Source organism: Kitasatospora sp. NPDC004289 (genome assembly GCF_053602875.1).
In genome coordinates, this window is the sequence record NZ_JBSGEL010000034.1 from 1 (window position 1) to 23,573 (window position 23,573).

The window sequence follows — 23,573 nt, forward strand, 5'->3', positions numbered from 1 at the left end:
CACCACGTCGGCGCGGTAGTCGATGGACCAGCCGGCGTCCAGCGCCCGCCACGCGAGGTCGGTCTCCTCGTGGGCGTAGAAGAACTCCGCGGGCACCGCGCCCCTGGTGTAACCAATTTCCTAGACCCCGGCGACGTTGCCCCAGACCTTGTGGAAGTCGGGCCGCTCGTCGGCGGTGACGTCCCGCATCGTGCGCAGCCGCGCCCGCATCTCGTCCGTCGGGAACATCAACGGCTCCTCCGCCAGCGCCGCCACCTCCGGGTCCTCGCTCTTCGCCAGAACGTCCCGCGCGGCCGGCACCGGGCAGATGTACTGCACCGCCGCCGCCAGCTCCGCCGCCACCTCGGGCTGGTAGTAGTAGTCGATCAGCAGCTCGGCGTTGGTCTTGTGGGCGGCCCGGTTCGGCACCAGCAGGCTCTCGGCCCACAGCTCGCCGCCCTCCTCCGGCACCACGAACTCGATGTCCGGGTTCTCCGCCTTCAGCTGGATCGCGTCGCCGGAGTACGCCTGGCAGGCGACCGCCGCACCCGACGCCAGGTCGCTGGTGTAGTCGTTGCCGGTGAACCGCCGGACGTGCTTGGTGTCCACCATCTTCTGGACCAGCGCCATCGCCTTGTGCGCGTCGTCCGCCGTGAACTTCGCGATGTCCGCGCCCTGGGCCAGCATCAGCATGCCGATCGCCTCGTCCATCCCGGCGAACAGCGTGACCCGGCCCTTCAGGTCGGGGGCCCACAGGTCCGCCGTCGACTTGAGCTCCCGCCCCAGCGCCTTGCGGTTGTAGGCGATCCCGGTGATGCCGGACTGCCACGGCACGCTGTGCCGGCGCCCCGGGTCCCAGGCCGGGGAGGCCAGCTGCGGGTCGAGGTGCTTGGTGACGTTGGGCAGGTTGGCGGCCTCGTACTGCTGGACCCAGCCCAGCGAGACGTACCGCCCGGCCATCCAGTCGCTGACCACCATCAGGTCGCGGCCCGGGTCCCCGCCCTGGGCCAGCACCGGGCTGATCTTGCCGAAGAACTCGTCGTTGTCGTTGATGTCCTCGGTGTAGCTGACCTCGATCCCGGCGTCCTTGGCGAAGGCGTCCAGGGTCGGGCGCCCGCCCTTGTCGTCGGTGTCGATGTACTGCGTCCAGTTGGAGAACTGGAGCGACTTGTCCTGCTCCGACTTGTCCGGCCCCGCGCGGCGCTCCTCCGGGACGTACGCGGCGGGGATGCCGCAGGCGGAGAGGCTCAGCAGGCCGGCGGTGCCCAGCAGGGCGCGGCGGGTGAAGGTCATCAGCGGGTCTCCGAGCAAAGGGGCGGCCCCGGGCCGGTAGCCCGGGGCCGTGCCGAACGGTACGTCAGACGGTGTGCGCGTCGGTGAGGTTGAGCACCTCGTCCAGGATGGCGAGGCCGGTCTTGGCCTCCTCCTCGCTCACGTTGCACGGCGGCACCACGTGGAAGCGGTTCATGTTCACGAACGGCCACAGGCCGCGCTTCTTGCAGGCGGCGGCCAGCTCGGCCATCGGGGCGTTCGCGGGGCCGGCCGCGTTGTACGGCACCAGCGGCTCGCGGGTCTGACGGTCCTTCACCAGGTCCAGCGCCCAGAACACGCCCAGGCCGCGGACCTCGCCGATCGAGGGGTGACGCTCCGCCAGCTCGCGCAGGCCGGGGCCGATCACCGTCTCGCCGATGTGCTTGGCGTGCTCCACGATGCCCTCCTCGGCCATCGTGGTGATGGTCGCGACGGCGGAGGCGCAGGCCAGCGGGTGGCCGGAGTAGGTGAGGCCGCCGGGGAAGACCCGCTCGGCGAAGGTGGCCGCGATCTCGGCCGAGATGGCCACGCCGCCGAGCGGCAGGTAGCCGGAGTTGACGCCCTTGGCGAAGGTCAGCAGGTCCGGGGTGACGTTCCAGTGGTCGGCGGCGAACCACGCGCCGGTGCGGCCGAAGCCGGCCATCACCTCGTCGAGGATGAAGACGATGCCGTAGCGGTCGCAGATCTCCCGGACGCCCGCCAGGTAGCCGGCCGGCGGGATCAGGATGCCTGCGGTGCCGACCACGGTCTCCAGGATGATCGCGGCGACGGTGCCGGGGCCCTCGAAGGCGATGGTCTGCTCGAGGTGGGCGAGCGCGCGCTCGCACTCCTGGGCCTCGTTCTCGGCGTGGAAGTTGGAGCGGTAGGCGTACGGGCCCCAGAAGTGCACGATGCCGGAGACGCCGGTCTCGTTGGCCCAGCGACGGGGGTCGCCGGTCAGCGTGATCGCGTTGGCGGTGGCGCCGTGGTACGAGCGGTAGGTGGCCAGCACCTTGTGGCGGCCGGTGTGCAGCCGGGCCATCCGGATGGCGTTCTCGTTGGCCTCGGCGCCGCCGTTGGTGAAGAAGATCTTGTCCAGGTCGCCCGGGGTGCGCTCGGCGATGAGGCGGGCGGCCTCCGAGCGGGACTCCTCGGCGAAGCCGGGGGCGATGGTGCAGAGCTGGGCGGCCTTCTGCTGGATCGCGGCGACCACCTTGGGGTGCTGGTGACCGATGTTGGTGTTCACCAGCTGGGAGGAGAAGTCGAGGTAGCGGTTGCCCTCGTAGTCCCAGAAGTACGAGCCTTCGGCACCGGCCACCGCGAGGGGGTCGATCAGGGCCTGGGCGGACCACGAGTGGAAGACGTGCGCGCGGTCGGCGGCCTTGACGGCCTGCCCGGCAGCCGGATCAGCAGTGGGGATGCTCATGCCGGTAAGCCTAGGGAACCCCGGGCCTGACGTGCAGTTGCATCCTGTCAGGCGGACGCCGCGTCGCCCGACACCCTGACAAACACGAGGGGCGCGGAGCCAGTGGCCCCGCGCCCCTCACGCACTCAGAACCCTCAGAACACTCAGATCGCGGTCATGACGTGCTTGACCCGGGTGTAGTCCTCGAAGCCGTACGACGACAGGTCCTTGCCGTAGCCGGACTTCTTGAAGCCACCGTGCGGCATCTCCGCGACCAGCGGGATGTGGGTGTTGATCCAGACGCAGCCGAAGTCCAGGCGGCGGGACATCCGCATGGCGCGGGCGTGGTCCTTGGTCCAGACCGAGGAGGCCAGCGCGTACTCGACGCCGTTGGCGTAGCCGACGGCCTGGTCCTCGTCGGAGAACTTCTGCACGGTGATGACCGGGCCGAAGACCTCGTTCTGGATGATCTCGTCGTCCTGGTTCAGGCCGGAGACCACGGTCGGGGCGTAGAAGTAGCCGACCTCGCCGACCCGGTGGCCACCGGCCTCGACCTTGGCGTGGGCCGGCAGGCGCTCGATGAAGCCGGCCACCTGCTTGAGCTGGTTGGCGTTGTTCAGCGGGCCGTAGAGCACGTCCTCGTCGTCCACGCCGCCGGTCTTGGTCTCCGAGGCGGCCTTGGCCAGCGCGGCGACGAACTCGTCGTGGATCGACTCGTGCACCAGCACGCGGGTGGCGGCGGTGCAGTCCTGGCCGGCGTTGAAGTACCCGGCGACCGAGATGCCCTCGACGGCCTCGGCGATGTCGGCGTCCTCGAAGACCACGACCGGGGCCTTGCCGCCCAGCTCCAGGTGGACCCGCTTGACGTCCTTGGCGGCCGACTCGGCGACCTGGATGCCGGCGCGGACCGAGCCGGTGATGGAGGCCATCGCCGGGGTGGAGTGCTCGACCATCAGGCGGCCGGACTCGCGGTCACCGCAGATCACGTTGAAGATGCCGGCCGGCAGCTCCAGGTCCTTGAGCACGCCGCCGATGATCTCGGCCAGCAGCACGGTGGAGGCCGGGGTGGTGTCCGAGGGCTTGAGGACCACGGTGTTGCCCGCGGCGATGGCCGGGGCGAACTTCCACACGGCCATCATCATCGGGTAGTTCCACGGCGCGACCTGGGCGCAGACGCCGACCGGCTCGCGGCGGACGATCGAGGTCATGCCGTCCATGTACTCACCGGCGGCCTTGCCCTCCAGCAGACGGGCGGCGCCGGCGAAGAAGCGCAGCTGGTCCACCATCGGGCCGATCTCCTCGGAGAGGGTCAGCCCGCGCGGCTTGCCGGTGTTGCGGACCTCGGCGTCCACGATCTCGTCGGCGCGCGCCTCGACCGCGTCGGCGATCTTCAGCAGCAGCTTCTGCCGGGTGGAGGGGGTGGCGTCGCGCCAGGCCGGGAAGGCCGCGGCGGCGGCGTCCATGGCGGCGTCCACGTCGGCGGCGCCCGACAGCGGGGACGTCGCGTACACCTCGCCGGTGGTCGGGTCGATCACGTCGAGCGTGCGGCCGTCGGCCGCATCGACGAACTCACCGTTGACGTAGTTGCGCAGCGTCTGAAGCTCGCTCACGGAAGTCTCTCCTCGGTCGGGGCCTGCCACGTTGCAGGGACACCGGCGCCAGGGTACCTCTGGGCGCCGGGCGGCCGGCTGGGAAGCGCCGGTCCACGGTTGGGTGCGTACCCGCCTTCGCGTGTACCTGACCAGAGTAGCCGGTTGGCTTCCGTTCTCGACAGCCCATCGACATAAGGGCTACGTAATCCGCAGGCCAAATCGGAAACAGCGACGAAATCAGCAGCAGGAGCAGTTGCGCCTGACGAAACGATCAGGCACAGTGGCGACGTGGCCAACCGCGACCGGAACGCCAGCGTTCCCCTCGACGCCGCCTCCAAGGCGATCATCGAGCAGCTCCAGGAGGACGGGCGCCGCCCGTACGCCGCCATCGGCAAGGCCGTCGGCCTGTCCGAGGCGGCCGTGCGTCAGCGGGTCCAGAAGCTGCTCGACCAGGGCGTGATGCAGATCGTCGCCGTGACCGACCCCCTCACCGTCGGCTTCACCCGGCAGGCGATGGTCGGGATCAACGTCGAAGGTGACATCGAGCCCGTCGCCGACGCGCTGGCCGCCCTCGACGAGGTCGACTACGTGGTCTGCACCGCAGGCTCGTTCGACCTGCTGGCCGAGCTGGTCTGCGAGGACGACGAGCACCTGCTCGAACTGATCAACAAGCGCATCCGCGCCCTTCCCGGCGTGCGGAGCACCGAGAGCTTCGTTTACCTGAAGCTCCGGAAACAGACCTACACCTGGGGCACCAGATGACGGACCTTTCCAAGACCGCCTACGACCACCTGTGGATGCACTTCACCCGCATGTCGTCGTACGAGAAGAACCCCGTCCCCACCATCGTGCGTGGTGAGGGCGTCTACGTCTGGGACGACAAGGGCAAGAAGTACCTCGACGGCCTCGCCGGCCTGTTCGTGGTCCAGGCCGGTCACGGCCGCGAGGAGCTGGCCGAGGCCGCCGCCAAGCAGGCCAAGGAGCTCGCCTTCTTCCCGGTGTGGAGCTACGCCCACCCGAAGGCGATCGAGCTGGCCGAGCGCCTGGCCAACTACGCCCCGGGCGACCTGAACAAGGTCTTCTTCTCCACCGGTGGCGGCGAGGCCGTCGAGACCGCCTGGAAGCTGGCCAAGCAGTACTTCAAGCTGACCGGCAAGCCGACCAAGCACAAGGTCATCTCGCGCTCCATCGCGTACCACGGCACCCCGCAGGGCGCCCTGTCCATCACCGGCCTGCCGGGCCTGAAGGCCCCGTTCGAGCCGCTGGTGCCGGGCACCCACAAGGCGCCGAACACCAACATCTACCGCGCCCCCGAGTACCTCGCGGGCCCGGACGGCACCGTCGACCCGGAGTTCTACGGCCGCTGGGCCGCGGACCAGGTCGAGCAGGCCATCCTGTTCGAGGGCGCCGACACCGTCGCCGCCGTCTTCGTCGAGCCGGTGCAGAACGCCGGCGGCTGCTTCCCGCCGCCGCCCGGGTACTTCCAGCGCCTGCGCGAGATCTGCGACCGCCACGACGTGCTGCTGGTCTCGGACGAGGTCATCTGCGCCTTCGGCCGCCTGGGCACCATGTTCGGCGCCGACAAGTTCGGCTACCAGCCCGACATGATCACCTGCGCCAAGGGCATGACCTCGGGCTACAGCCCGATCGGCGCGACCATCATCTCGGACCGCCTGGCCGAGCCGTTCTACAAGGGCGACAACGCCTTCCTGCACGGCTACACCTTCGGTGGCCACCCGGTCTCCTCCGCGGTGGCGCTGGCCAACCTCGACATCTTCGAGCGCGAGGGCCTGAACCAGCACGTGCTCGACAACGAGTCGAAGTTCCTCGGCACCCTGGGCAAGCTCCACGACCTGCCGATCGTCGGCGACGTCCGCGGCAACGGGTACTTCTACGGCATCGAGCTCGTGAAGGACAAGGTCACCAAGGAGTCGTTCAACGACGACGAGATCGAGCGCGTGCTGTACGGCTTCCTCTCCAAGGAGCTGTACAACAACGGCCTCTACTGCCGCGCCGACGACCGTGGCGACCCGGTCATCCAGCTGGCGCCGCCGCTGATCTCCGACCAGTCGACCTTCGACGAGATCGAGCAGATCCTGCGCCAGACGCTGACCGACGCGTGGGCGAAGATCTGACGGCCTGACAGGCTCTCCGTCCCACCCTCCGCCCGAGGCGGCCTCCTTCCGGGGGCCGCCTCCGGCGTTTTCCGGTGATCAACACGCCGGATTCGTCACTCTTCGGACCGGAATGCGACCTGAACGGCTCAGTGTGCCGCAACCCCGACCCGCCCCGGTCGTTCTAATCTGACGACTGTCATATCCGCGTTCGGCACAGGATGGACCTCATGTCAGCGGCCCCGCCCGACAACGACGTGCTCTGGGCCCGGGGGATCGTCAAGTCCCACCACGGCACCCCCGCCCTCCGCGGCGTCTCGATCGGCGTCCGGGAGGGCGAGGTCCTCGCCGTCACCGGCCCCCGCGGCTCCGGCAAGAGCACCCTGCTCGGCTGCCTCTCCGGCCTGCTCCCCGTGGACGAGGGCGAGGTCTGGTTCAACAGCTCCCCCGTGCACACCCTCGGCCGGGCCGGCCGCGAGCGGCTGCGCCGCGAACGCTTCGGCTTCGTCGGCTCCGAGCCGCACCTCGTGCCGGAGCTCACCGCCCGCGAGAACGTCGCCCTGCCCCTGCTGCTCTCCGGCGTCGGCCACAAGGCGGCCCACACCGCGGCCGCCGAGTGGCTGGAGCGGCTCGACGTGGCCGAGCACGCCAAGCAGCGCCCGGCCGAACTGATGCAGAGCCAGCGCCAGCGGATCGCGGTCGCCCGGGCCCTGGCCCCGCTGCCGCCGGTGGTCTTCGCCGACGACCCCACCGCCCCGCTGCACCGCGAGGCCCAGGACCAGGTCCTGCGGATACTGGCGACCGCCGCCCGCTCCCACCAGCTCACCCTGGTGCTCGCCACCCACGACCCGGAGCTCGCCCGGTACGCCGACCGCACCGTCGCACTCGCCGACGGCCGGCTCACCGGGCCCGCCGTCCCGGTCGGCCGGGGCACGGCACCGCAGAACCTGAACGGCCACGGCCCCGCCACCGCCGTACCCGCGGGGCGCTGAGCATGCTCTATCTCCGCCTGGCCCGCGGCTACCGGGCCGCCGACCTGCTCCGCTGGCTCCTCACCGCGACCGCCGCCGCCCTGGTGGCGGCGCTGCTGCTGCGCGCCCTCGGCCGCGCCCTCGGCACCCCCGGCACCGACGCCCTCCCCCGGCTGCTCTGGTGCCTGCCGGCCCTGGCCGCCGTCGGCTGGTTCGCCGCCGCGGCCGCCCGCGCGGTGCCCGCCGCCCGGCCCGAGCGGATCCGGGGCCTCACCGCTGCCGGAGCCGGCCCGGTCCGCATCCGGCTGCTGATCGCCGGCGAGATCGCCCTCGCCTGCACTGCGGGCAGCCTGCTCGCCCTGCTCGCCTTCCTGGTGCTGCGCAACGACATCGCCGGCCCCTCGCTCGCCGCCGACCTCGGCATGGGCACCCCCCTCCCGGCGGCCGCGCCGGTCACCCTGCTGGCCCTCGTCCCGCTCGCTGCGGGCCTGTGCGCCGCACTCGCCGTCCCGGCCGCCGACCCGCTGCCCACCGGCGCCGAGACCACCGCCCGCACCGGCTTCCCGACCGCCCTGACCGCCACCGGCCTCGGCCTCCTGGTGGCCGGCGCGGCCCTGGAGCTCTACGGCCTGCGGCCCGGCGCCGCCGCCGACGGCCGCCCGGTCGACCTGCCCGGCGGCCTCGGCGACACCAGCCACGCCGCCCTCGCCGGCTGGGCCATGGCCGCACTGGGCCTGGCCCTGCTCACCGGGCCGCTGCTCGCCCTGGCGGGCCGGGTGCTCGCCCTCGGCCGCCCGAGCCCGCTCCGACTGCTGGCCGGCCGGGGCCTCACCGCCGAGGCCCGCCGGCTCGCCGTCCCGCTCGCGGTGCTCGCCCTCACCGCGGCCACCGTGCTCACCGCCTTCCGCCACTGGGGCGACCGCCCCGGCACCGGCGAGGCGCTGACCGCCCTGGCCGCCGTCCTGGTGATCGCCTGCGCGGCGGCCGCCGCGGTCGCCCGGGCCAACGAGGTCCGCCACTCCCGACGGGCCGTCAGCTCCACCCTGCTCCGCCTCGGCGCCGCCCCCGGGCTGCTCCTCGGCGCCGCCGTCCTCCGGGTGCTCACCGCCGGGACGGTGCTGCTGCTGACCGGCGGCCTGACCGCCGCCCTGGCGGCCGGCGCGCTCTCCTGACCCCCGGTCATGCCGAAGGGCCCGGCGGACTCACCGTCCGCCGGGCCCTTCGCCGTACGCCCTGACCGCTCGTCAGCCGGCCGCCGCCAGCTGCCCGCAGGCGCCGTCGATCTCCTGGCCGCGGGTGTCCCGGACCGTGGTCGGCACGCCGTGCGACTGGAGGCGGCGGACGAACTCCCGCTCGTCCTCCGGCCGCGAGGCGGTCCACTTCGAACCCGGCGTCGGGTTCAGCGGGATCAGGTTCACGTGCACCCGGTGGTTCTTGATCAGACGGCCGAGCAGGTCCGCCCGCCACGCCTGGTCGTTGATGTCCTTGATCAGCGCGTACTCGATGGAGATCCGGCGCCCGGACTTCTCCGCGTAGTTCCACGCGGCGTCCAGCACCTCCTCGACCTTCCACCGGGTGTTCACCGGCACCAGCTCGTCGCGCAGCTCGTCGTCCGGCGCGTGCAGCGAGAGCGCGAGGCGGCAGGAGAGCCCCTCGTCCGCGAACCGGTACATCGCCGGGACGAGGCCGACGGTCGAGACCGTGATGCCGCGCTGGGAGAGCCCGAAGCCGTCCGGCGCCGGGTCGGTCAGCCGGCGGATCGAGGCCAGCACCCGGTTGTAGTTGGCGAGCGGCTCGCCCATTCCCATGAAGACCACGTTCGACAGCCGCGCCTCACCGCCCGGCATCTCCCCGGAGCGCAGCGAACGCATCCCGGCGGCGATCTGCTCCACGATCTCGGCGGTGGAGAGGTTCCGGGTCAGCCCGGCCTGCCCGGTCGCGCAGAACGGGCAGTTCATCCCGCAGCCGGCCTGCGAGCTGATGCACATGGTGACCCGGTCCGGGTAGCGCATCAGCACCGACTCGACCAGCACGCCGTCGAACAGCTTCCACAGCGTCTTGCGGGTCTCGTCGTCGTCGCAGGACACGTGCCGGACCACCGACATCAGGTCCGGCAGCAGCGCCTCGGTCAGCTTCTCGCGGCTGGCGGCCGGCATGTCCGTCCACTGCGAGGGGTCGTTCGAGAGGCGGCCGAAGTAGTGGTTCGACAGCTGCTTGGCGCGGAACGGCTGCTCGCCCAGCTCGGCGACGGCCGCCTTCCGCTCGTCGGCGGACAGGTCGGCGAGGTGTCGCGGGGGCTTGGCGCCGCGCGGCGCAGCGAAGGTGAGTTCTCCGGGCTTAGGCATGATTCATCCAGTGTCGCAGATCGAAAAGGCCCCGGACGCTACGGCGTCCGGGGCCCTCCTGAGGGTGCGTCAGCGCGGCCGGTCAGCTGCCGACGAAGGCGGCGAGCAGGAGCCAGACCACCGGGGCGGTCGGCAGCAGCGAGTCCAGCCGGTCCATGATGCCGCCGTGGCCGGGGAGCAGGGTGCCCATGTCCTTGATGCCGAGGTCGCGCTTGATCATCGACTCGGCCAGGTCGCCCAGGGTGGCGGTGACGGCCGCGCAGGCGCCCAGGATCAGGCCCTGCCACCAGACGCCGTCGTCGATCACGTACTGCATCAGCAGCGCGCCCGCGATCATCGACAGCCCGATGCCGCCGGCCAGGCCCTCCCGGGTCTTGCCCGGGCTGATGGTGGGGGCCAGCTTGTTCTTGCCGAACTTGTAGCCGACCGCGTAGGCGCCGGTGTCGCTGCAGATGGTGACGACCAGGAAGAGCAGGATGCGCCACGGCCCGTCGTCGGCCGCCAGCATCATCACCACGAAGGTGGCCAGGAACGGCACGTAGAAGGCGGTGAAGATGCCCGCCGTTATGTCGCGCAGGTAGTTCTCCGGCGGCTGCGACATCCGCCAGACCATCACCGCGAGCCCGGTCAGCGCCAGCGCGGCGGCGGCCCACTCGGGCCCGGCCCAGTAGCCGGCCGCCAGCATCGCGATGCCGCCCGCCACCAGTGGCACCAGCGGGACGCTGACCTGCTTGCGCTCGGTGAGCCGGCTGGTGAGCTCCCAGATGCCGACCCCGACCGCGGCCATCACCACGAAGAGGAAGAGCACCTTCACGAAGAACAGCGAGGCCACGATGACCGCACCGAGGCCGACCCCGACTCCTATCGCCGCCTGGAGGTTGCGGCCGCCCCGCTGCTTGCGGGGCTGCTGGTCGGGCTGGGCCACGGCTGTCTCCTGCCCTGGGGCGGACGTCGGGGTGGGATGGTGCGGCATGACAGGAGTCTGTGCCGGGGTGCCCGGTCGGTACACCGGGCGCTGCCGCGCGTGACCCGTTTGGGGTGCACCGACCCCCGGGCCGGAGGACTCCGGCCCGGGGGCGGTCGCAGCAGAGCGGTCGGGCGCCGAGGCCGGGCGCCCGGGAGCGTCGTGCATCAGACCTCGAGCAGCTCGGCTTCCTTGTGCTTCAGCAGCTCGTCGATCTGCGCCACGTGGCGGGCGGTGACGTCGTCGAGCTCCTTCTCGGCGCGGCGGCCGTCGTCCTCGCCGATCTCGCCGTCCTTCACCAGCTTGTCGATGCCGTCCTTGGCCTTGCGGCGGATGGAGCGGATCGAGACCTTGGCGTCCTCGCCCTTGCCGCGGGCCTGCTTGATGTACTCGCGACGGCGCTCCTCGGTGAGGACCGGCAGCACCACGCGGATGATCGAGCCGTCGTTGGACGGGTTGACGCCCAGGTCGGAGTCGCGGATCGCGGTCTCGATGTTCTTGAGCGCGGTCTTGTCGAACGGCGTGACGACCGCCATCCGGGGCTCCGGCACCGAGAACGAGGCCAGCTGGTTGATCGGCGTCAGCGCGCCGTAGTAGTCCGCGACGATCTTGGCGAACATCGCGGGGTGGGCCCGGCCGGTCCGGATGGCCGCGAAGTCGTCCTTCGCAACCTGGACGGCCTTCTCCATCTTCTCCTCGGCCTCGAAGAGGATCTCTTCGGTCACTGTCTGCTCCCTGTCCCGTACATCTGCTGTTGTCCCGTACCGGTTGGTGCCCCGGACGGCTGGTTGCTGCTCAGGTGACGGCCCGCCGGCTGACCGACCGTCGGCTGACGACCGCTCAGGCCCGTACGGAATCCTGGCTGATGAGTGTGCCGATCTTCTCACTCTTCACCGCGCGGGCGATATTGCCCTCCGCCAGCAGCTCGAAGACCAGGATCGGCAGGTCGTTGTCCTTGCACAGCGTGATGGCGGTCAGGTCGGCCACCTTGAGGTCCCGCGAGATGACCTCGGTGTAGTCGAGCGAGTCGAACTTGACCGCCCCGGGGTTGGTGCGGGGGTCGGAGTCGTACACGCCGTCGACGCCGTTCTTGCCCATCAGCAGCACCTCGGCGTGGATCTCCAGGGCGCGCTGCACGGCGGTGGTGTCGGTGGAGAAGTACGGCATGCCCATACCGGCGCCGAAGATGACCACGCGGCCCTTCTCCAGGTGCCGGACGGCCCGCAGCGGGAGGTAGGGCTCGGCGACCTGGCCCATGGTGATGGCGGTCTGGACCCGGGTCTCGATGCCTTCCTTGATCAGGAAGTCCTGGAGCGCCAGGCAGTTCATCACGGTGCCCAGCATGCCCATGTAGTCGGAGCGGGCCCGGTCCATGCCGCGGACCTGGAGCTCGGCGCCCCGGAAGAAGTTGCCGCCGCCGATCACGACCGCCACCTCGGTGCCGCCCCGGACCACCGTGGCGATCTCGCGGGCGATCTTGTGCACCACGTCCGGATCGACGCCGAGGCCACCGCCACCGGCGAACGCCTCACCGGACAGCTTGAGCAGTACCCGGCGGCGGCCGCCGTCCTGCCCGGTCTCCTGCGTCTCCGTCATCGACTTCTCCTTCTCCACCTACTGGTCCGCAGGCGGGGCCACCGGCGGGCGCTGCCGGGCCCCTTGACCTGCGCGTACACGCGAGGAGGCCACTGCCGCGGGAACCGGTACGGTCTCCTGCACGGCAATGGCCTCCTCGTCGTTCATGGTGCCGACGTGGCCCGCCCGTTGACTTCGTGGCGCTGGTCGAGCCAGTTCGGCGCGTTCCTGGCCGCACCTGTGGTGGGCGGCCGGGCGGTTCCTACCTTAGGCGGGAAGCGCTCGGAACGGGTCTCAGGCGCCGACGCGGAAGCGGGCGAAGCGCTTGAGGGTGACGCCGTTCTCCTCGAGAACCTTGGCGACGGTCTTCTTGTTGTCCTTCGCGAAGGCCTGCTCCAGAACGGAGTTCTCCTTGACGAAGCCGGTGACGCGACCCTCGACGATCTTCGGCAGGGCGGCCTCGGGCTTGCCCTCCTCGCGAGCGGTGGCCTCGGCGACGCGGCGCTCGTTCTCGATGTCCTCGGCCGGGATCTCCTCGCGGGAGAGGTACTTCGGCGCGAAGGCGGCGATGTGCTGCGCGACGTCCTTGGCGACCTCGGCGTTCGGCTTGTCCAGCTCGACCAGGACGCCGATGGTGGGCGGCAGGTCCGGGTCGGACTTGTGCTGGTAGACCGCGACGAAGCCGTCACCGTCGAACTGGGCGAAGCGACGGAAGACGATCTTCTCGCCCAGGGTCGCGTTGGCCTCGTCCACGTACTGCTGGACGGTCTGGCCGGCGTTGATCTCGGAGGCCAGGGCGGCCTCGAGGTCGGCCGGGGAGGTGGCGGCGATGTGGGTGGCGATCGTGTTGGCGACCTCGACGAACTTGCCGCCCTTGGCGACGAAGTCGGTCTCGCAGTTGAGCTCGACCAGAACGCCGGACTGGGCGTCCTCGGCGATCACGGAGGCGACGGCGCCGTTGGAGGCGTCACGGCCCTCGCGCTTGGCAACGCCCTTCTGACCCTTGATGCGGAGCAGCTCGACGGCCTTCTCGACGTTGCCCTCGGCCTCGTCCAGAGCCTTCTTGCAGTCCATCATGCCGGCGCCGGTGAGCTCACGGAGCTTCTTGACGTCCGCGGCGGAGATGTTCGCCATGGTGTGAATCTCTTCTCGCGTCTCGCGTGTCTGCGGGGAGTGGTGCCGGGGTGGCGATGGCCAGGCCCCGGCACGGGAGAGAGGGGCACCTACCGGTGTCGTACCGGCGGGTGCCCCTCACCCTTGGTACGTCAGGCCTGCTCGGCCTCGACGGCCGGAGCCTCGGTGGCCTCGGCAGCGGGGGCCTCGACGGCCTCAGCGGCGGGAGCCTCGGCGGCGGCGGGAGCCTCCTCGGCCTTCTTCTCGCCCTCGAGGAGGTCCTTCTCCCAGTCGGCGAGCGGCTGGTCGGCGCCCGGCTCGGCCTTGACATCGCCCTTGGCGACACCGGCGCGGGACTTCAGGCCCTCGGCGACGGCGTCGGCGATGACGCGGGTCAGCAGGGTGACGGAGCGGATCGCGTCGTCGTTGCCGGGGATCTTGTAGTCGACCTCGTCCGGGTCACAGTTCGTGTCCAGGATGGCGACGACCGGGATGTTGAGCTTCCGGGCCTCGCCGACCGCGATGTGCTCCTTCTTGGTGTCCACGATCCAGACGGCGCTGGGAACGCGCTGCATGTCGCGGATACCGCCGAGGGTCTTCTCCAGCTTGTCGTGCTCGCGCTGGAGGACCAGGAGCTCCTTCTTGGTGAGGCCGGAGCCGGCCACGTCCGTGAAGTCGATCTCGCCGAGCTCCTTCAGGCGCTGCAGGCGCTTGTAGACGGTCGAGAAGTTGGTCAGCATGCCGCCGAGCCAGCGCTGGTTCACGTAGGGCATGCCCACGCGGGTGGCCTGCTCGGCGATGGCCTCCTGGGCCTGCTTCTTGGTGCCGACGAAGAGGACGCTGCCGCCGTGGGCAACGGTCTCCTTGACGAACTCGAAGGCGCGGTCGATGTAGTTCAGCGACTGCAGGAGGTCGATGATGTAGATGCCGTTGCGCTCCGTGAAGATGAAGCGCTTCATCTTCGGGTTCCAACGACGGGTCTGGTGACCGAAGTGGACGCCGCTCTCCAGCAGCTCCCGCATCGTGACGACGGCCATGGCCGTGCTCCTTGTGCTCTGCCCGGCGCGCCGGGTCCGTGCGGACCGCGGGGTGCCAGGGGTTCTCGGTTGTTCCGTGACGGTCGGGCGACCGTCACGCCTGACGCCCCGGACGTGCCGAGCCGCTCGGCCTGGCACAGGTCGGGACCGGAGTCCTGACCGCACCGGGCTCGGCGGACCGAGCGGCACTCGCACCGGGCTGGCGGCCTCCTCGCGGGTGGCCTGGCCGCCGGTGGCGGGGCGTGCGAAGTCGACCCGGGAGACCGGGTCGCGTGTGAAGTGTACGGGAAGCCCCGAGCGAGGAGCGACTCCGGCGGTGGCGGGAAGGGACTGGAGGACGGACTGCCGGGCCGCCCCGACCGCCCGGTCACCTCGGGTTCACCCCTGCGGGCGACGGCGGCCGTCCACAGGGACGGCCTTGTCCACAGGGCCGGGCCGGGCGGTGGTCCGGAGCTGGGCCGCTCGGGAGCCTGCACGGCATGACCGATCCTCTCGTCAGTCCTGTGGTTCCGTTTCCGTCCTCCTCTCCCCGGCCCCGGCCCCGGGTGCGCTCCTGGGGCCGGGCACGCTCCCGGGGATGGCCCGGGGCCGGTGCTAGGGCTCGCGCTGGGGCCCGGGACCGTCACCGGGACTGGGACCCGGGCTGGCTCCAGGGCTGGGACCGGCACCGGGGCTCGGGCTGGGGCTGGGACTGGGGCTGGGGCTCGGACCGGGCGAGGGTCCGGGCCCGGGACTTCCGGGGTGGGCTCGCCCTGCTACCCGGCGGGGACGGCTCCGGCCCGCCGGGCCGACCCGATCGACGGCTGGTGCTGTTGGCAGTCCTGCTGGCCGCGGTGCTGCTCGTCGGGGTGGAGCCGCCCACCGCTCACGGCACGGCTCGGGATGCGACTACGGGGGCGGCCCATGCACCCCGGGCTGTACCCCGGGCCGTGGTCGCTCCGGCGATCCGTCCTGCCGTCGGGCCGGGGCCCGGGCGGGCTTGGCCGGTGGGTGGACGGAGCGGGCTGCTGCAACGGTTCGACCCGCCGCCGGTCCGGTGGGCGGCCGGCCACCGGGGCGTCGACCTGGCGGCCTCGCTCGGCGACACCGTCCGGGCAGCCGCACCCGGGGTGGTGTCGTTCTCCGGGATGGTGGGCGGCCGACCGGTGGTGACGGTGACTCACCCCGGCTCAGGGAGCCCGGCCCTGCGGACCACCTACCTACCGGTCACCGGGCTCCCGGTCGGCACGGCGGTCTCGGCCGGGCAACCGATCGGGGTGCTGGCCGCCGGGGCCGGGCACTGCGCCAGCGACTGCCTGCACTGGGGGTTGCTGCGCGGGAAGCGCTACCTCGATCCGCTGGCCCTGCTGGGCACCGGGCGGGCCAGACTGCTGCCGCTCGACGTGCGCTGAGTCGGGCCGACCACCGTCACGTCGGCACGGGGCCGCCCTCAGGGGCGGCCTCCGTCAGTCCGCGGCCGGGGCTCCGGCCTGCCGCTGGGCAGCGGCGTCGGCAGTGATGGCGGCAGCGATGTCGGCGTCACCGTGGGCGGAAGCTTCACGGTGTGCCGGGCAGACACCGTGCAGCACCATCGACACGGCCGAGTCGGAGACCGGGCCGGAGCCCGGGCCACCCGGCCGCTCGGCCTGGCGCACGGCGGCCTCGACCACTCCCTGCAGCAGCGCGGCCGCCACCCTGGGCTGATCGTGCCCGAGGTCCTCCAAGGCCTGCACCACCAGGTCGACCAGGGTGTGGTGGGCCGCCCGGATCCGCTCGCGCGCCTCGTCGCTCAGTTCGAGCGCCGAGATCGCCACGACCGCACGGTGCCGAGGGTCCGCCGCGAGGGCGAGCTGCCCCCGGACATAGGCCTCGACCTTCTGCTCCGGGGCGTCCGAAGCGGCCATCCCGGCCTCGATCTCGGCAGCCCAGAGCGGGAAGTCGATGGCGCAGAGCTCTTCCACGACCGCCGCGCGCGAACGGAAGTACTCGTACACCGAGGAGCGTGCGAGACCGGCCTGCGCCGCGAGTGCGGGGAAGGTCAGCGCCTCCATGCCCCCCTCGGTGAGCAGCGTGCGGGCAGCATCGAGCAGCGCTGCGTGCTGCAGCTGGCGATGCTCGGCCACGGTGGCCGCCCGGATCTTAGGCACGCACCTACTGTACGGAGCCCGGAGCGCTCCGGTGACGGGGCCTCGCGAATCCGTCAGAGCACACCCGGCGCACCCGGCGCACGCCGCCCAGCGCGCGCTCCACCGAGGGTGGCTGCGAATCCGCCGGCGCCGTCCGCCGACCTGTCGGCCCATCAGCCGCGGGCCGACATCCGTGAGTGAGCCGTGGGCCGACATCCCGCACGGCGCGAGCTGCGGCCGCGAGCCGTCAGCAGATCTCGGAGAGCTTGGCCCGGAGCTGGATCACCGACTTGGTGTGGATCTGGCTGACCCTGCTCTCCGTGACGCCGAGCACCTGTCCGATCTCGGCGAGCGTGAGGCCCTCGTAGTAGTAGAGGGTCACCACCGTCTTCTCCCGCTCGGGGAGGGTGTTGACCGCCGTGGCCAGCAGCCGGCGCAGCTCGCGGTCCTCCGCCACCTCGACGGGATTGTCGGCGCCGGTGTCCTCCAGGGTGTCCATCAGGCTCAGCCGGTCACCTCCGTCCCCGGCCGGGTGCAGCAGTTCGTCCAGAGCCACCACGTTGGCGAGCGAGAGCTGGCTGAAGATCGCGTGCAGGTCCTCGATCGCGATCCCCATCTCGGCCGCGACCTCGGGTTCGTGCGGGGTTCGGCGAAGACGCGCCTCCAGCGTGGCGTAGGTCCGCTCCACCGCCTTGGCCTTCTGCCTGACGGAGCGTGGGATCCAGTCCAGCGCCCGCAGCTCGTCGATGATCGCGCCGCGGATGCGGCTGATGGCGTAGGTCTCGAACTTGATCGCGCGGTCGATGTCGAACTTCTCGATCGCGTCGATCAGGCCGAAGACCCCGGAGGAGACGAAGTCGGCCTGCTCGACGTTGGCGGGAAGCCCGACCCCGACCCGGCCGGCCACGTATTTGACCAATGGCGAGTAGTGCAGGATCAGTTGTTCCCGCAACCTGGCGTCGCCGGACTCCTTGTAGGAGCGCCAGAGCACCTCCAGAGCTGACCGTTCGTCAGTGGCAGCCCCCTCGGGGGGTGTAGCCGACGCCTGCTCACGCCGGGCGGCCGGCGCGCGGGCTCCCGTCGGGGCCGCCGCCTCCTCCGCGTTCCCCCTGGTGTGCGCCCGGCCGGCCTGCCGGGTCACACCCATCACGCCTGCTGCCTTGGCCGGTCCCTCGGCGGCCGGGCGCACCTCGGCCCCCGGCCCTGGCCCTCCCGAGGACCGGAGGCCACCGGTCACCCTGTGTCCGGGAATGTGTGTGGGCATACGTTGGTCTGCGCCGTTCTGCCGAGTCATGTGCTGATAGGGAAGCCACTGGGAGCGTAGCGTGATCGAGTCGCTGCACAGTGCTACCACCACTCGGTCGTCCCTCGATCCGGTGGTGCGATCGGCGCGTCGCGCTCCACCGGACCGGCGGGTCGTCACCCTCGTCCGGACCTCGCCCGGCGCGCGAGCCGCCAGTGGGCGCCGCACCTCTCGACGAAGCCAAGGGACCCCAACTCGTACAGCCGCTGCTGGACTTCGTCCTGAGACAGCCCCGCCTGCCGTGCCAGCCGCTCGAGCGGCGCGCCCTCGGCCGTGGCCGGGACCGCCTCCAACACCTTGGCCACGTTCGGCGTCAGCAGATCCCGGGGAAGAACCGGCCCGGACCGGCGCGGCGCGAGGTCGTCGCCGATTGCCCCGATCAGCTCGCTGACCTCCGCGGCGTCGGTGACCAAGGTGGCCGCGCCGCTGCGGATCAGGGCGTGGACCCCTGCCGAGAGCTCGGACGTGACAGGGCCGGCCACGCCCATGGTGTGCCGGTTGAGGTCACGGGCCCGGCGCGCCGTGCTCAGAGCGCCGCTGCGCAGGGCCGCCTCCACCACGACGGTGCCCCGGGTGAGGGCCGCGATGACGCGGTTCCGCAGGACGAAGCGGAACCGGTTGGGGTGCTCGCCAGGCGGCAGTTCGCTCAGCAGCAGCCCCTGCGCCGCGATCCGGGCGATCAGCTCGGAGTTGCCCGCCGGGTAGGCCACGTCCACCCCACTGGCCAGCACTGCGAGGGTCACACCGCCGACCGCGAGCGTGCCCCGGTGCGCCGCCGCGTCGATTCCGTACGCCGCCCCGGAGACCACCACCCAGCCCCGCTCGGCGAGTTGGGCCGCCAGCTCTCCGGCCACATGGGCCCCGTAGGAGGTGCAGGCCCGGGCTCCGACCATCGAGACCGACCGTAGGGCGAGCATCCGCAGGGAGCCCGAGCCTCGGATCCAGAGGCCGATCGGCCGGCCGTCCCCGAGGTCGTCGAGTTGGGAGGGCCACTCGGTGTCGCCCGGAATGATGAACCGCCCACCGAGTGATCGCACCCGTTCCAGGTCACCGTCAACGTCGATGAGCGGAAGTCTGGCCCGGTAGGCGGCGAGCCGGTCGGCGTCCAGGTCCAGGTACCCGGGCTCCGCCCTGCGGTGGATCGCCTCGACCAGGCTGGCCGCGCCGACCTGTCCGAGCCAGCGCCCGATCACGGCGTCGCCCGGCTCGATGAGGCGTGAGAGCGCGGCTCTGGCGCGCCGCTCGGGGTTGTCCTTCCAGGATGGAGGGTGGGTGCCGTCACTGGCGGCGCAGTCCTCGCCGGTGTGCCGACTCTCGGGCTGCGGCTCGGTGCGGCGCCCGGTCCGGGGTTCGGTGCGAGGTCCGAGCTCGGTCTCGGTCTCGGTCTCGGGCAGGGTGTCGGGCTCGGTCGCGGGCTTGGACTCGGTCAGGGAGTCGGACTCGGCAACGGTGGGTCGACTGCGGTTCACCTGCACCTCCACGGTGCGGAGTTGGGGAAGGCTCGGCCACGAGGGCTGTGAGGGGGTGTCAGGGCTCGATCTCGAAGTGGCCGTCTGGCTCTCCTTCGGGGTGGGCGGGCCGCTCCACGGCGGGGAGGCCGCGTTGGACTCCCGTCCGCAGTTGCAGCGCGGCCCGGACGTCGACCCTGGTCGGGCTGGAGTGCCCGCACAGGTCGGCGACAGTCCAGGCGACCCGCAGCACGCGGTCGAGCCCGCGGGCAGTGAGCAGGCCCCGCTCCAACTCCCGCTCCGCGTCGATCAGGGCACCCGGTGCCAACTCCCAACGGGTGCGGAGGGTGTGGCCGGGGACCTCCGCATTGGTGCGCCAGGGGGTCTCGGCCATCCTGGCGGCGGCTCGCTCACGAGCGACCAGGACCCGGTCGGCGACTTCCCGGGTGCTCTCGGCCTTCCCCTCACGCCCCATCAACTCGGCCCTTGTCACCGGCGCCACCTGCACCTGGAGGTCCACCCTGTCCAACAACGGCCCGGAGAGCCGGCCCTGATACCGGCTGACCATCGTGGGTGTGCACTCACATCCCTCGCCCCGGCGCGAATGCCTGCCGCAGGGGCAGGGGTTGGCCGCGAGGCAGAGCTGGAACCGGGCGGGCAGGCGGACCGAACCGGCAGACCGGGCGATGGTCACCTCCCCAGACTCCAATGGCTGCCGCAGCGCGTCGAGGACCCGGACGGGGAACTCCGGTGCCTCGTCCAGGAAGAGGATCCCTCGGTGTGCCAAGGAGACCGCTCCCGGTCTGGGGAGCCCGCTGCCGCCACCGACGATCGCGGGCATCGTGGTGGAGTGGTGCGGCGCGTAGTAGGGCGGACTGTCGATCAGCGGCCGGTCCACGGGCAGCAGACCGGCGACCGAGTGCACCGCCGTCACCTCCAGCGCCTCGGACTGGGTCAGCGGCGGCAGAAGGGCCGGGAGCCGCTCCGCGAGCATCGTCTTGCCCGCGCCCGGCGGCCCCTTCAGGTAGAGGTGGTGGCCGCCGGCGGCGGCGATCTCCAAGGCCTGGCGGGCTTCCTGCTGCCCGGACACGTCGGCGAGGTCGAGCAGGGCCGCCTTCTCGGCCGTGAGCCCCCGGATGCCGGCTCCCGGCAGGAGCAGCCCGGCCACCGACGGGTCACGGCGCCCGTCCAGTTGAGGTGAGGGATCGTCAGGAGCCGGGGCACCGGTCAGCATGGCGATCAGCTGCCGGAGGCTGCGGACGCCGCGGACCGAGACCTCGGGGACGAGCGACGCCTCGGCAGCGGTCTGCTCGGCCACGATGATCTGCCGGTACCCGGCCTCGGCGGCCGCCAGGACGGAGGGCAGGACTCCTCGGACCGGCCTGACCCGTCCGTCCAGGCCGAGCTCACCGATGATCAGCAGGTCGGCGATGACGGCCGGTTCGAGCCGCTCGGCCGCGGCCAGGACCGCACAGGCCACGGCCAGGTCGAACCCGCTGCCTCCCTTCGGGACCGAGGCCGGGCTCAGACCCACCGTCAGTTTCCGCTGGGGCCAGGTCTCCCCGCTGTTGACCACGGCAGCCCTCACCCTGTCCCTCGCCTCCGAGAGCGCCTTGTCGGGCAGTCCCACCAGGGCGAAGGCGGCCAGACCGGGCTCCAGGTCCGCCTGGACCTCCACCACCACGCCGTCCACCCCGACCAGGGCCACCGAGCAGGTGCGGGCGAAGGCCATCTCAGATCGCCCCTCTGAGGTGCTCCACCAGGGCGGCACCCTTGAGGCGGTTGACCACCGCCACCAGGTCGATGCGGACACCGCCGGGCGGCAGCGGGACCGACCGGATCGGGGGCTCCGGGGCAGGTGTCGGGCTGCCGCCCTTGGCCGCCTTGGCGCGACTGCCCTTGGCGCGACTGCCCCTGACACCGTCGCCCTTGCCACCGGTGGTCCCGCCCTGGCCCGTACTCGGACCCGCTCCCGGCGGTCCGGCGTCGACCATGGCTCCTCCCGGGGCAGGCCCTTCCCCGGCGGTGACCGCGGCCGGCGATGCCTTGACCGACTGGTCGACCGACTGGCCCCCCGGTGGTCCGGAAGCTGCCTCGACCGCCCTTGCCAGCCGATCGAAGTGCTCGGGCCAGCGCTCGCCGAGCCAGCGCTCGGCGAGGTGGCGCAGCCGCTCGGCCTTCGTCTGGTCGATGCCCTCCTGGGGCTGCTGGAACCCGCGCTCGGACCGCGTCTTCACCTCGCACACGGCGAGCGTGTCCCCGTCGAGCGCAACGATGTCCAGCTCGCCCTCGGCGCAGCGCCAGTTGCGCTCGAGGATCTGCAGCCCGCCTTGAGCGAGCCAGCGGGCAGCGACTTCTTCGCCGTACCGCCCGAGGCCGGTGTTGGAACTCTGCACGGCAATCACCTCCATGCCGGAGGTTGCCGCGACGGACCGACGACGGGTCGGAAGCGTCCTCAGCCTGTGGAAAACCTGGGGCTGTGGACAACGGTGCTCACTCGGAAGAGTGGTGCCGAGAATTCACCCTGGACAGACCGGTGATCGACGGTCCAATGTCTCGTTCCGGGCAGCAGTTCGACCGCTGCCGAGGTTCAGTTCCCGAACGACGCGTCGTCGGACGGGAGCTCCAGATCACTCTTCGCCAGTTCCTCGATATTGACGTCCTTGAAGGTCAGCACCCTCACCTTGCGGACGAACCGGGCAGGCCGGTACATGTCCCAGACCCACGCGTCCGCCATCGAGACCTCGAAGAAGACCTCGCCCTGCACCGAGTGGACCTGAAGCTCGTAGTCGTTCGTCAGGTAGAAGCGCCGCTCGGTCTCGATCACGTATTTGAACAGGCCGACGACATCCCGGTACTCCCGGTAGAGCTTGAGCTCCATCTCGGTCTCGTACTTCTCGAGGTCTTCGGCACTCATCCAGGCGTCCCCTCAGCTCGATACGTCCACCCCATTGTGGACCACCCCGCTCGTCCGCAGAGCCTTACCGGCCGGACTGGCGGACCATCGGCCAGCAACCGCTCCACCAGCTCGGCCAGCTCCACCGGGTAGACCGTCTCCCCGGTCTCCCGGAGTTCGGCCACCGTCCACCAACGGGCCGTCAGCAGCTGGGCGTGCTCGGTCCCGTCCCCCTCGGGCACGCGCAGCTCGGTGCTCGCGGTCCGCGCCAGGTGGAACCACTGGTCCTGCTCGTACCCCCTCCCCAGATAGGAGAAGGTCACCGTGTCGAACGCCACCACCGGCCCGAGCTCCACTCCGGTCAGCCCGGTCTCCTCCGCCAGCTCGCGCAAAGCCGCGTCGCGCAGCTCCTCGCCGGGCTCGACGCCCCCTCCGGGCGTGAACCACCAGTACACGTCCGGGACCGCGGGATCCGTTCCTCGGAACAGCAGCAGCCTGCCCTCACCGTCCAGCAGCAGCACCCGTGCCGCTCGACGCCGCTCCACCGTCATCGCCGACTCCTCCGTGACCGACTCGGCGCGGCCTCGCGGTTCAGCCCCGCCCCGCTCGCTTCCTCAGCCGCCCCGCCAGCGACGCCACGCCACCGGCCAGCGAGGCCAGCAGGACCAGGCCCGCACCGAGCGCCGTCCCGAACGCGAGCAGCCCGAACGGGCCGGCCTCCGCCGCAGGCCGGCCGGGCAGACCGTCGAAGGCGGCGGTGCGCCCGCTCACTCCCGCCCGGCCCGCCGGCCAGACCGTCGCGTCCACCCGTCCCAGCACCTCGGTCGCCGCCACCGTACCGCCCGCCAGGTCGAGGTGGGTCCGCGAATCGAGCGAGCCGAGCCGGTGATCACCCAGCAGGAACAGGCGCCCTTCGGGGACCGTCGTCGAGAAACGCTGGTCGTCGAGCTTCGGATCAGCCACGTAGGGCTCGTCGACCGGGTGGTCGTTCACCACGAGCCGGTGCTGGGCATCGCAGCAGACCACGGTGTCACCACCGACCGCGACCACCCTCTTGACCATCGTGCTGTTGCCCCACAGTGGGTCCCGGAAGACCACCACGTCGCCGCGGCCGATGCTGTCGGCCGACACCGACCGGGCCACCACCGTGTCGCCGATCCGCAGCGTGGGCTCCATCGACTGCGTCGGAATCCGGTACAGCCGGTACTGCACCGCGATCACCGCGAAGCAACCGACCATCAGCAGGAAGCCGAGGCCGATCACCAGCCCCTGGAAGACCGCCGCCGGACTCCGCCCGGGCTTCTTCCCCGCCGGGGCCGGGGCCGCCGGGCTCATCACACCGCTCACCGTCGCCACCTCCTGGTCGGCCCGCACTCCGCGCGGGCAGGCCGCGGCGGGGCCGGGAAGACCGACGGGCCGTGGCACGTGCGAGCAGA

At 71.6% G+C, this 23,573-nt stretch carries 21 protein-coding genes and 2 pseudogenes; 5 read left to right on the forward strand and 18 right to left on the reverse strand.

Going from position 1 to position 23,573, the window contains the following annotated elements; translation table 11 throughout:
• From ACWEPF_RS22825 to ACWEPF_RS22840, 4 genes and pseudogenes are all read right to left on the reverse strand, one after another.
• Nucleotides 1-102: pseudogene (locus ACWEPF_RS22825) on the reverse strand (glycosyltransferase family 2 protein); the annotation flags it as partial.
• An 18-nt stretch (nt 103-120) separates the two neighbouring features.
• Nucleotides 121-1,272 carry a polyamine ABC transporter substrate-binding protein gene (locus ACWEPF_RS22830; protein WP_452173944.1) on the reverse strand — a complete coding sequence of 384 codons (1,152 nt, stop codon included), beginning with the start codon at nt 1,270-1,272 and terminating at the stop codon, nt 121-123.
• A gap of 64 nt (nt 1,273-1,336) precedes the next feature.
• Complete coding sequence (locus ACWEPF_RS22835) at nt 1,337-2,695, reverse strand: aspartate aminotransferase family protein (protein WP_345285585.1); 1,359 nt, start codon at nt 2,693-2,695, stop codon at nt 1,337-1,339.
• Between the two features lie 143 nt (nt 2,696-2,838).
• Nucleotides 2,839-4,284 (reverse strand): gamma-aminobutyraldehyde dehydrogenase, encoded by a 1,446-nt coding sequence (locus tag ACWEPF_RS22840; protein WP_449798066.1) that lies wholly within the window; start codon nt 4,282-4,284, stop codon nt 2,839-2,841.
• A 270-nt stretch (nt 4,285-4,554) separates the two neighbouring features.
• On the opposite strand from ACWEPF_RS22840, the gene ACWEPF_RS22845 reads away from it, so the two are divergent.
• From ACWEPF_RS22845 to ACWEPF_RS22860, 4 genes are all read left to right on the forward strand, one after another.
• Nucleotides 4,555-5,028: an Lrp/AsnC family transcriptional regulator gene (locus tag ACWEPF_RS22845; protein ID WP_057232352.1), complete on the forward strand. Its 474-nt coding sequence runs from the start codon at nt 4,555-4,557 to the stop codon at nt 5,026-5,028.
• A complete protein-coding gene (locus ACWEPF_RS22850; protein ID WP_345285580.1) occupies nt 5,025-6,401 on the forward strand; it encodes an aspartate aminotransferase family protein in 1,377 nt (458 codons plus the stop codon). Before ACWEPF_RS22845 ends, ACWEPF_RS22850 begins: the two co-directional genes overlap by 4 nt.
• A gap of 209 nt (nt 6,402-6,610) precedes the next feature.
• Complete coding sequence (locus tag ACWEPF_RS22855) at nt 6,611-7,372, forward strand: ABC transporter ATP-binding protein (RefSeq protein ID WP_345285578.1); 762 nt, start codon at nt 6,611-6,613, stop codon at nt 7,370-7,372.
• Between the two features lie 2 nt (nt 7,373-7,374).
• Nucleotides 7,375-8,523 (forward strand): hypothetical protein, encoded by a 1,149-nt coding sequence (locus ACWEPF_RS22860; protein ID WP_452173945.1) that lies wholly within the window; start codon nt 7,375-7,377, stop codon nt 8,521-8,523.
• A 72-nt stretch (nt 8,524-8,595) separates the two neighbouring features.
• Here ACWEPF_RS22860 and rlmN read toward each other — a convergent pair whose 3' ends face one another.
• From rlmN to rpsB, 6 genes are all read right to left on the reverse strand, one after another.
• Nucleotides 8,596-9,696, reverse strand: a complete 1,101-nt coding sequence (gene rlmN, locus ACWEPF_RS22865; RefSeq protein WP_402304487.1) for a 23S rRNA (adenine(2503)-C(2))-methyltransferase RlmN — start codon at nt 9,694-9,696, stop codon at nt 8,596-8,598.
• An 82-nt stretch (nt 9,697-9,778) separates the two neighbouring features.
• Nucleotides 9,779-10,828: a phosphatidate cytidylyltransferase gene (locus tag ACWEPF_RS22870; RefSeq protein WP_449798068.1), complete on the reverse strand. Its 1,050-nt coding sequence runs from the start codon at nt 10,826-10,828 to the stop codon at nt 9,779-9,781.
• Nucleotides 10,828-11,385: a ribosome recycling factor gene (frr, locus tag ACWEPF_RS22875; protein ID WP_345285570.1), complete on the reverse strand. Its 558-nt coding sequence runs from the start codon at nt 11,383-11,385 to the stop codon at nt 10,828-10,830. Before frr ends, ACWEPF_RS22870 begins: the two co-directional genes overlap by 1 nt.
• A 115-nt stretch (nt 11,386-11,500) precedes the next feature.
• Nucleotides 11,501-12,256, reverse strand: a complete 756-nt coding sequence (gene pyrH / locus ACWEPF_RS22880) for a UMP kinase (RefSeq protein WP_345285568.1) — start codon at nt 12,254-12,256, stop codon at nt 11,501-11,503.
• A gap of 273 nt (nt 12,257-12,529) precedes the next feature.
• Nucleotides 12,530-13,369, reverse strand: coding sequence for a translation elongation factor Ts (tsf, locus tag ACWEPF_RS22885; RefSeq protein ID WP_345285566.1), 840 nt, complete (start codon nt 13,367-13,369; stop codon nt 12,530-12,532).
• A 131-nt stretch (nt 13,370-13,500) separates the two neighbouring features.
• The gene (gene rpsB / locus ACWEPF_RS22890) at nt 13,501-14,385 is read right to left on the reverse strand and encodes a 30S ribosomal protein S2 (RefSeq protein WP_449798069.1); all 885 of its coding nucleotides are present in this window, start codon (nt 14,383-14,385) and stop codon (nt 13,501-13,503) included.
• 986 nt (nt 14,386-15,371) lie between these two features.
• On the opposite strand from rpsB, the gene ACWEPF_RS22895 reads away from it, so the two are divergent.
• Nucleotides 15,372-15,776, forward strand: coding sequence for a M23 family metallopeptidase (locus ACWEPF_RS22895; protein WP_452173946.1), 405 nt, complete (start codon nt 15,372-15,374; stop codon nt 15,774-15,776).
• A gap of 162 nt (nt 15,777-15,938) precedes the next feature.
• Here ACWEPF_RS22895 and ACWEPF_RS22900 read toward each other — a convergent pair.
• From ACWEPF_RS22900 to lepB, 8 genes and pseudogenes are all read right to left on the reverse strand, one after another.
• Nucleotides 15,939-16,487 (reverse strand): annotated as a pseudogene (locus tag ACWEPF_RS22900) (TetR/AcrR family transcriptional regulator); the annotation flags it as partial.
• A 250-nt stretch (nt 16,488-16,737) separates the two neighbouring features.
• Nucleotides 16,738-17,637: an RNA polymerase sigma factor WhiG gene (gene whiG / locus ACWEPF_RS22905; protein ID WP_452173947.1), complete on the reverse strand. Its 900-nt coding sequence runs from the start codon at nt 17,635-17,637 to the stop codon at nt 16,738-16,740.
• Between the two features lie 272 nt (nt 17,638-17,909).
• On the reverse strand, nt 17,910-19,262 hold the full coding sequence (gene dprA, locus ACWEPF_RS22910; protein ID WP_452173948.1) for a DNA-processing protein DprA: 1,353 nt from the start codon (nt 19,260-19,262) through the stop codon (nt 17,910-17,912).
• Between the two features lie 58 nt (nt 19,263-19,320).
• Complete coding sequence (locus ACWEPF_RS22915; protein WP_345285561.1) at nt 19,321-20,973, reverse strand: YifB family Mg chelatase-like AAA ATPase; 1,653 nt, start codon at nt 20,971-20,973, stop codon at nt 19,321-19,323.
• Between the two features lies 1 nt (nt 20,974).
• A complete protein-coding gene (locus tag ACWEPF_RS22920; RefSeq protein WP_452173949.1) occupies nt 20,975-21,637 on the reverse strand; it encodes a YraN family protein in 663 nt (220 codons plus the stop codon).
• A 194-nt stretch (nt 21,638-21,831) separates the two neighbouring features.
• Entirely contained in the window at nt 21,832-22,158 is a 327-nt protein-coding gene (locus ACWEPF_RS22925) for a DUF2469 domain-containing protein (protein WP_057232326.1), read from the reverse strand.
• Nucleotides 22,155-22,688 carry an NUDIX hydrolase gene (locus ACWEPF_RS22930; protein ID WP_449798072.1) on the reverse strand — a complete coding sequence of 178 codons (534 nt, stop codon included), beginning with the start codon at nt 22,686-22,688 and terminating at the stop codon, nt 22,155-22,157. The genes ACWEPF_RS22925 and ACWEPF_RS22930 overlap by 4 nt, the downstream gene beginning before the upstream one ends.
• A gap of 40 nt (nt 22,689-22,728) precedes the next feature.
• On the reverse strand, nt 22,729-23,562 hold the full coding sequence (gene lepB / locus ACWEPF_RS22935; protein WP_452173950.1) for a signal peptidase I: 834 nt from the start codon (nt 23,560-23,562) through the stop codon (nt 22,729-22,731).
• Nucleotides 23,563-23,573 lie beyond the last annotated feature (11 nt).

Coding starts and splice junctions, on each gene's coding strand:
- ACWEPF_RS22930 (WP_449798072.1), bottom strand. CDS start 22,688: ATGACGGTGGAGCGGCGTCGAGCGGCACGGGTGCTGCTGCTGGACGGT.
- ACWEPF_RS22850 (WP_345285580.1), top strand. CDS start 5,025: ATGACGGACCTTTCCAAGACCGCCTACGACCACCTGTGGATGCACTTC.
- ACWEPF_RS22835 (WP_345285585.1), bottom strand. CDS start 2,695: ATGAGCATCCCCACTGCTGATCCGGCTGCCGGGCAGGCCGTCAAGGCC.
- rpsB (WP_449798069.1), bottom strand. CDS start 14,385: ATGGCCGTCGTCACGATGCGGGAGCTGCTGGAGAGCGGCGTCCACTTC.
- ACWEPF_RS22925 (WP_057232326.1), bottom strand. CDS start 22,158: ATGAGTGCCGAAGACCTCGAGAAGTACGAGACCGAGATGGAGCTCAAG.
- ACWEPF_RS22915 (WP_345285561.1), bottom strand. CDS start 20,973: ATGGCCTTCGCCCGCACCTGCTCGGTGGCCCTGGTCGGGGTGGACGGC.
- pyrH (WP_345285568.1), bottom strand. CDS start 12,256: ATGACGGAGACGCAGGAGACCGGGCAGGACGGCGGCCGCCGCCGGGTA.
- ACWEPF_RS22860 (WP_452173945.1), top strand. CDS start 7,375: ATGCTCTATCTCCGCCTGGCCCGCGGCTACCGGGCCGCCGACCTGCTC.
- ACWEPF_RS22830 (WP_452173944.1), bottom strand. CDS start 1,272: ATGACCTTCACCCGCCGCGCCCTGCTGGGCACCGCCGGCCTGCTGAGC.
- rlmN (WP_402304487.1), bottom strand. CDS start 9,696: ATGCCTAAGCCCGGAGAACTCACCTTCGCTGCGCCGCGCGGCGCCAAG.
- ACWEPF_RS22870 (WP_449798068.1), bottom strand. CDS start 10,828: ATGCACGACGCTCCCGGGCGCCCGGCCTCGGCGCCCGACCGCTCTGCT.
- ACWEPF_RS22855 (WP_345285578.1), top strand. CDS start 6,611: ATGTCAGCGGCCCCGCCCGACAACGACGTGCTCTGGGCCCGGGGGATC.
- tsf (WP_345285566.1), bottom strand. CDS start 13,369: ATGGCGAACATCTCCGCCGCGGACGTCAAGAAGCTCCGTGAGCTCACC.
- whiG (WP_452173947.1), bottom strand. CDS start 17,637: ATGGGTGTGACCCGGCAGGCCGGCCGGGCGCACACCAGGGGGAACGCG.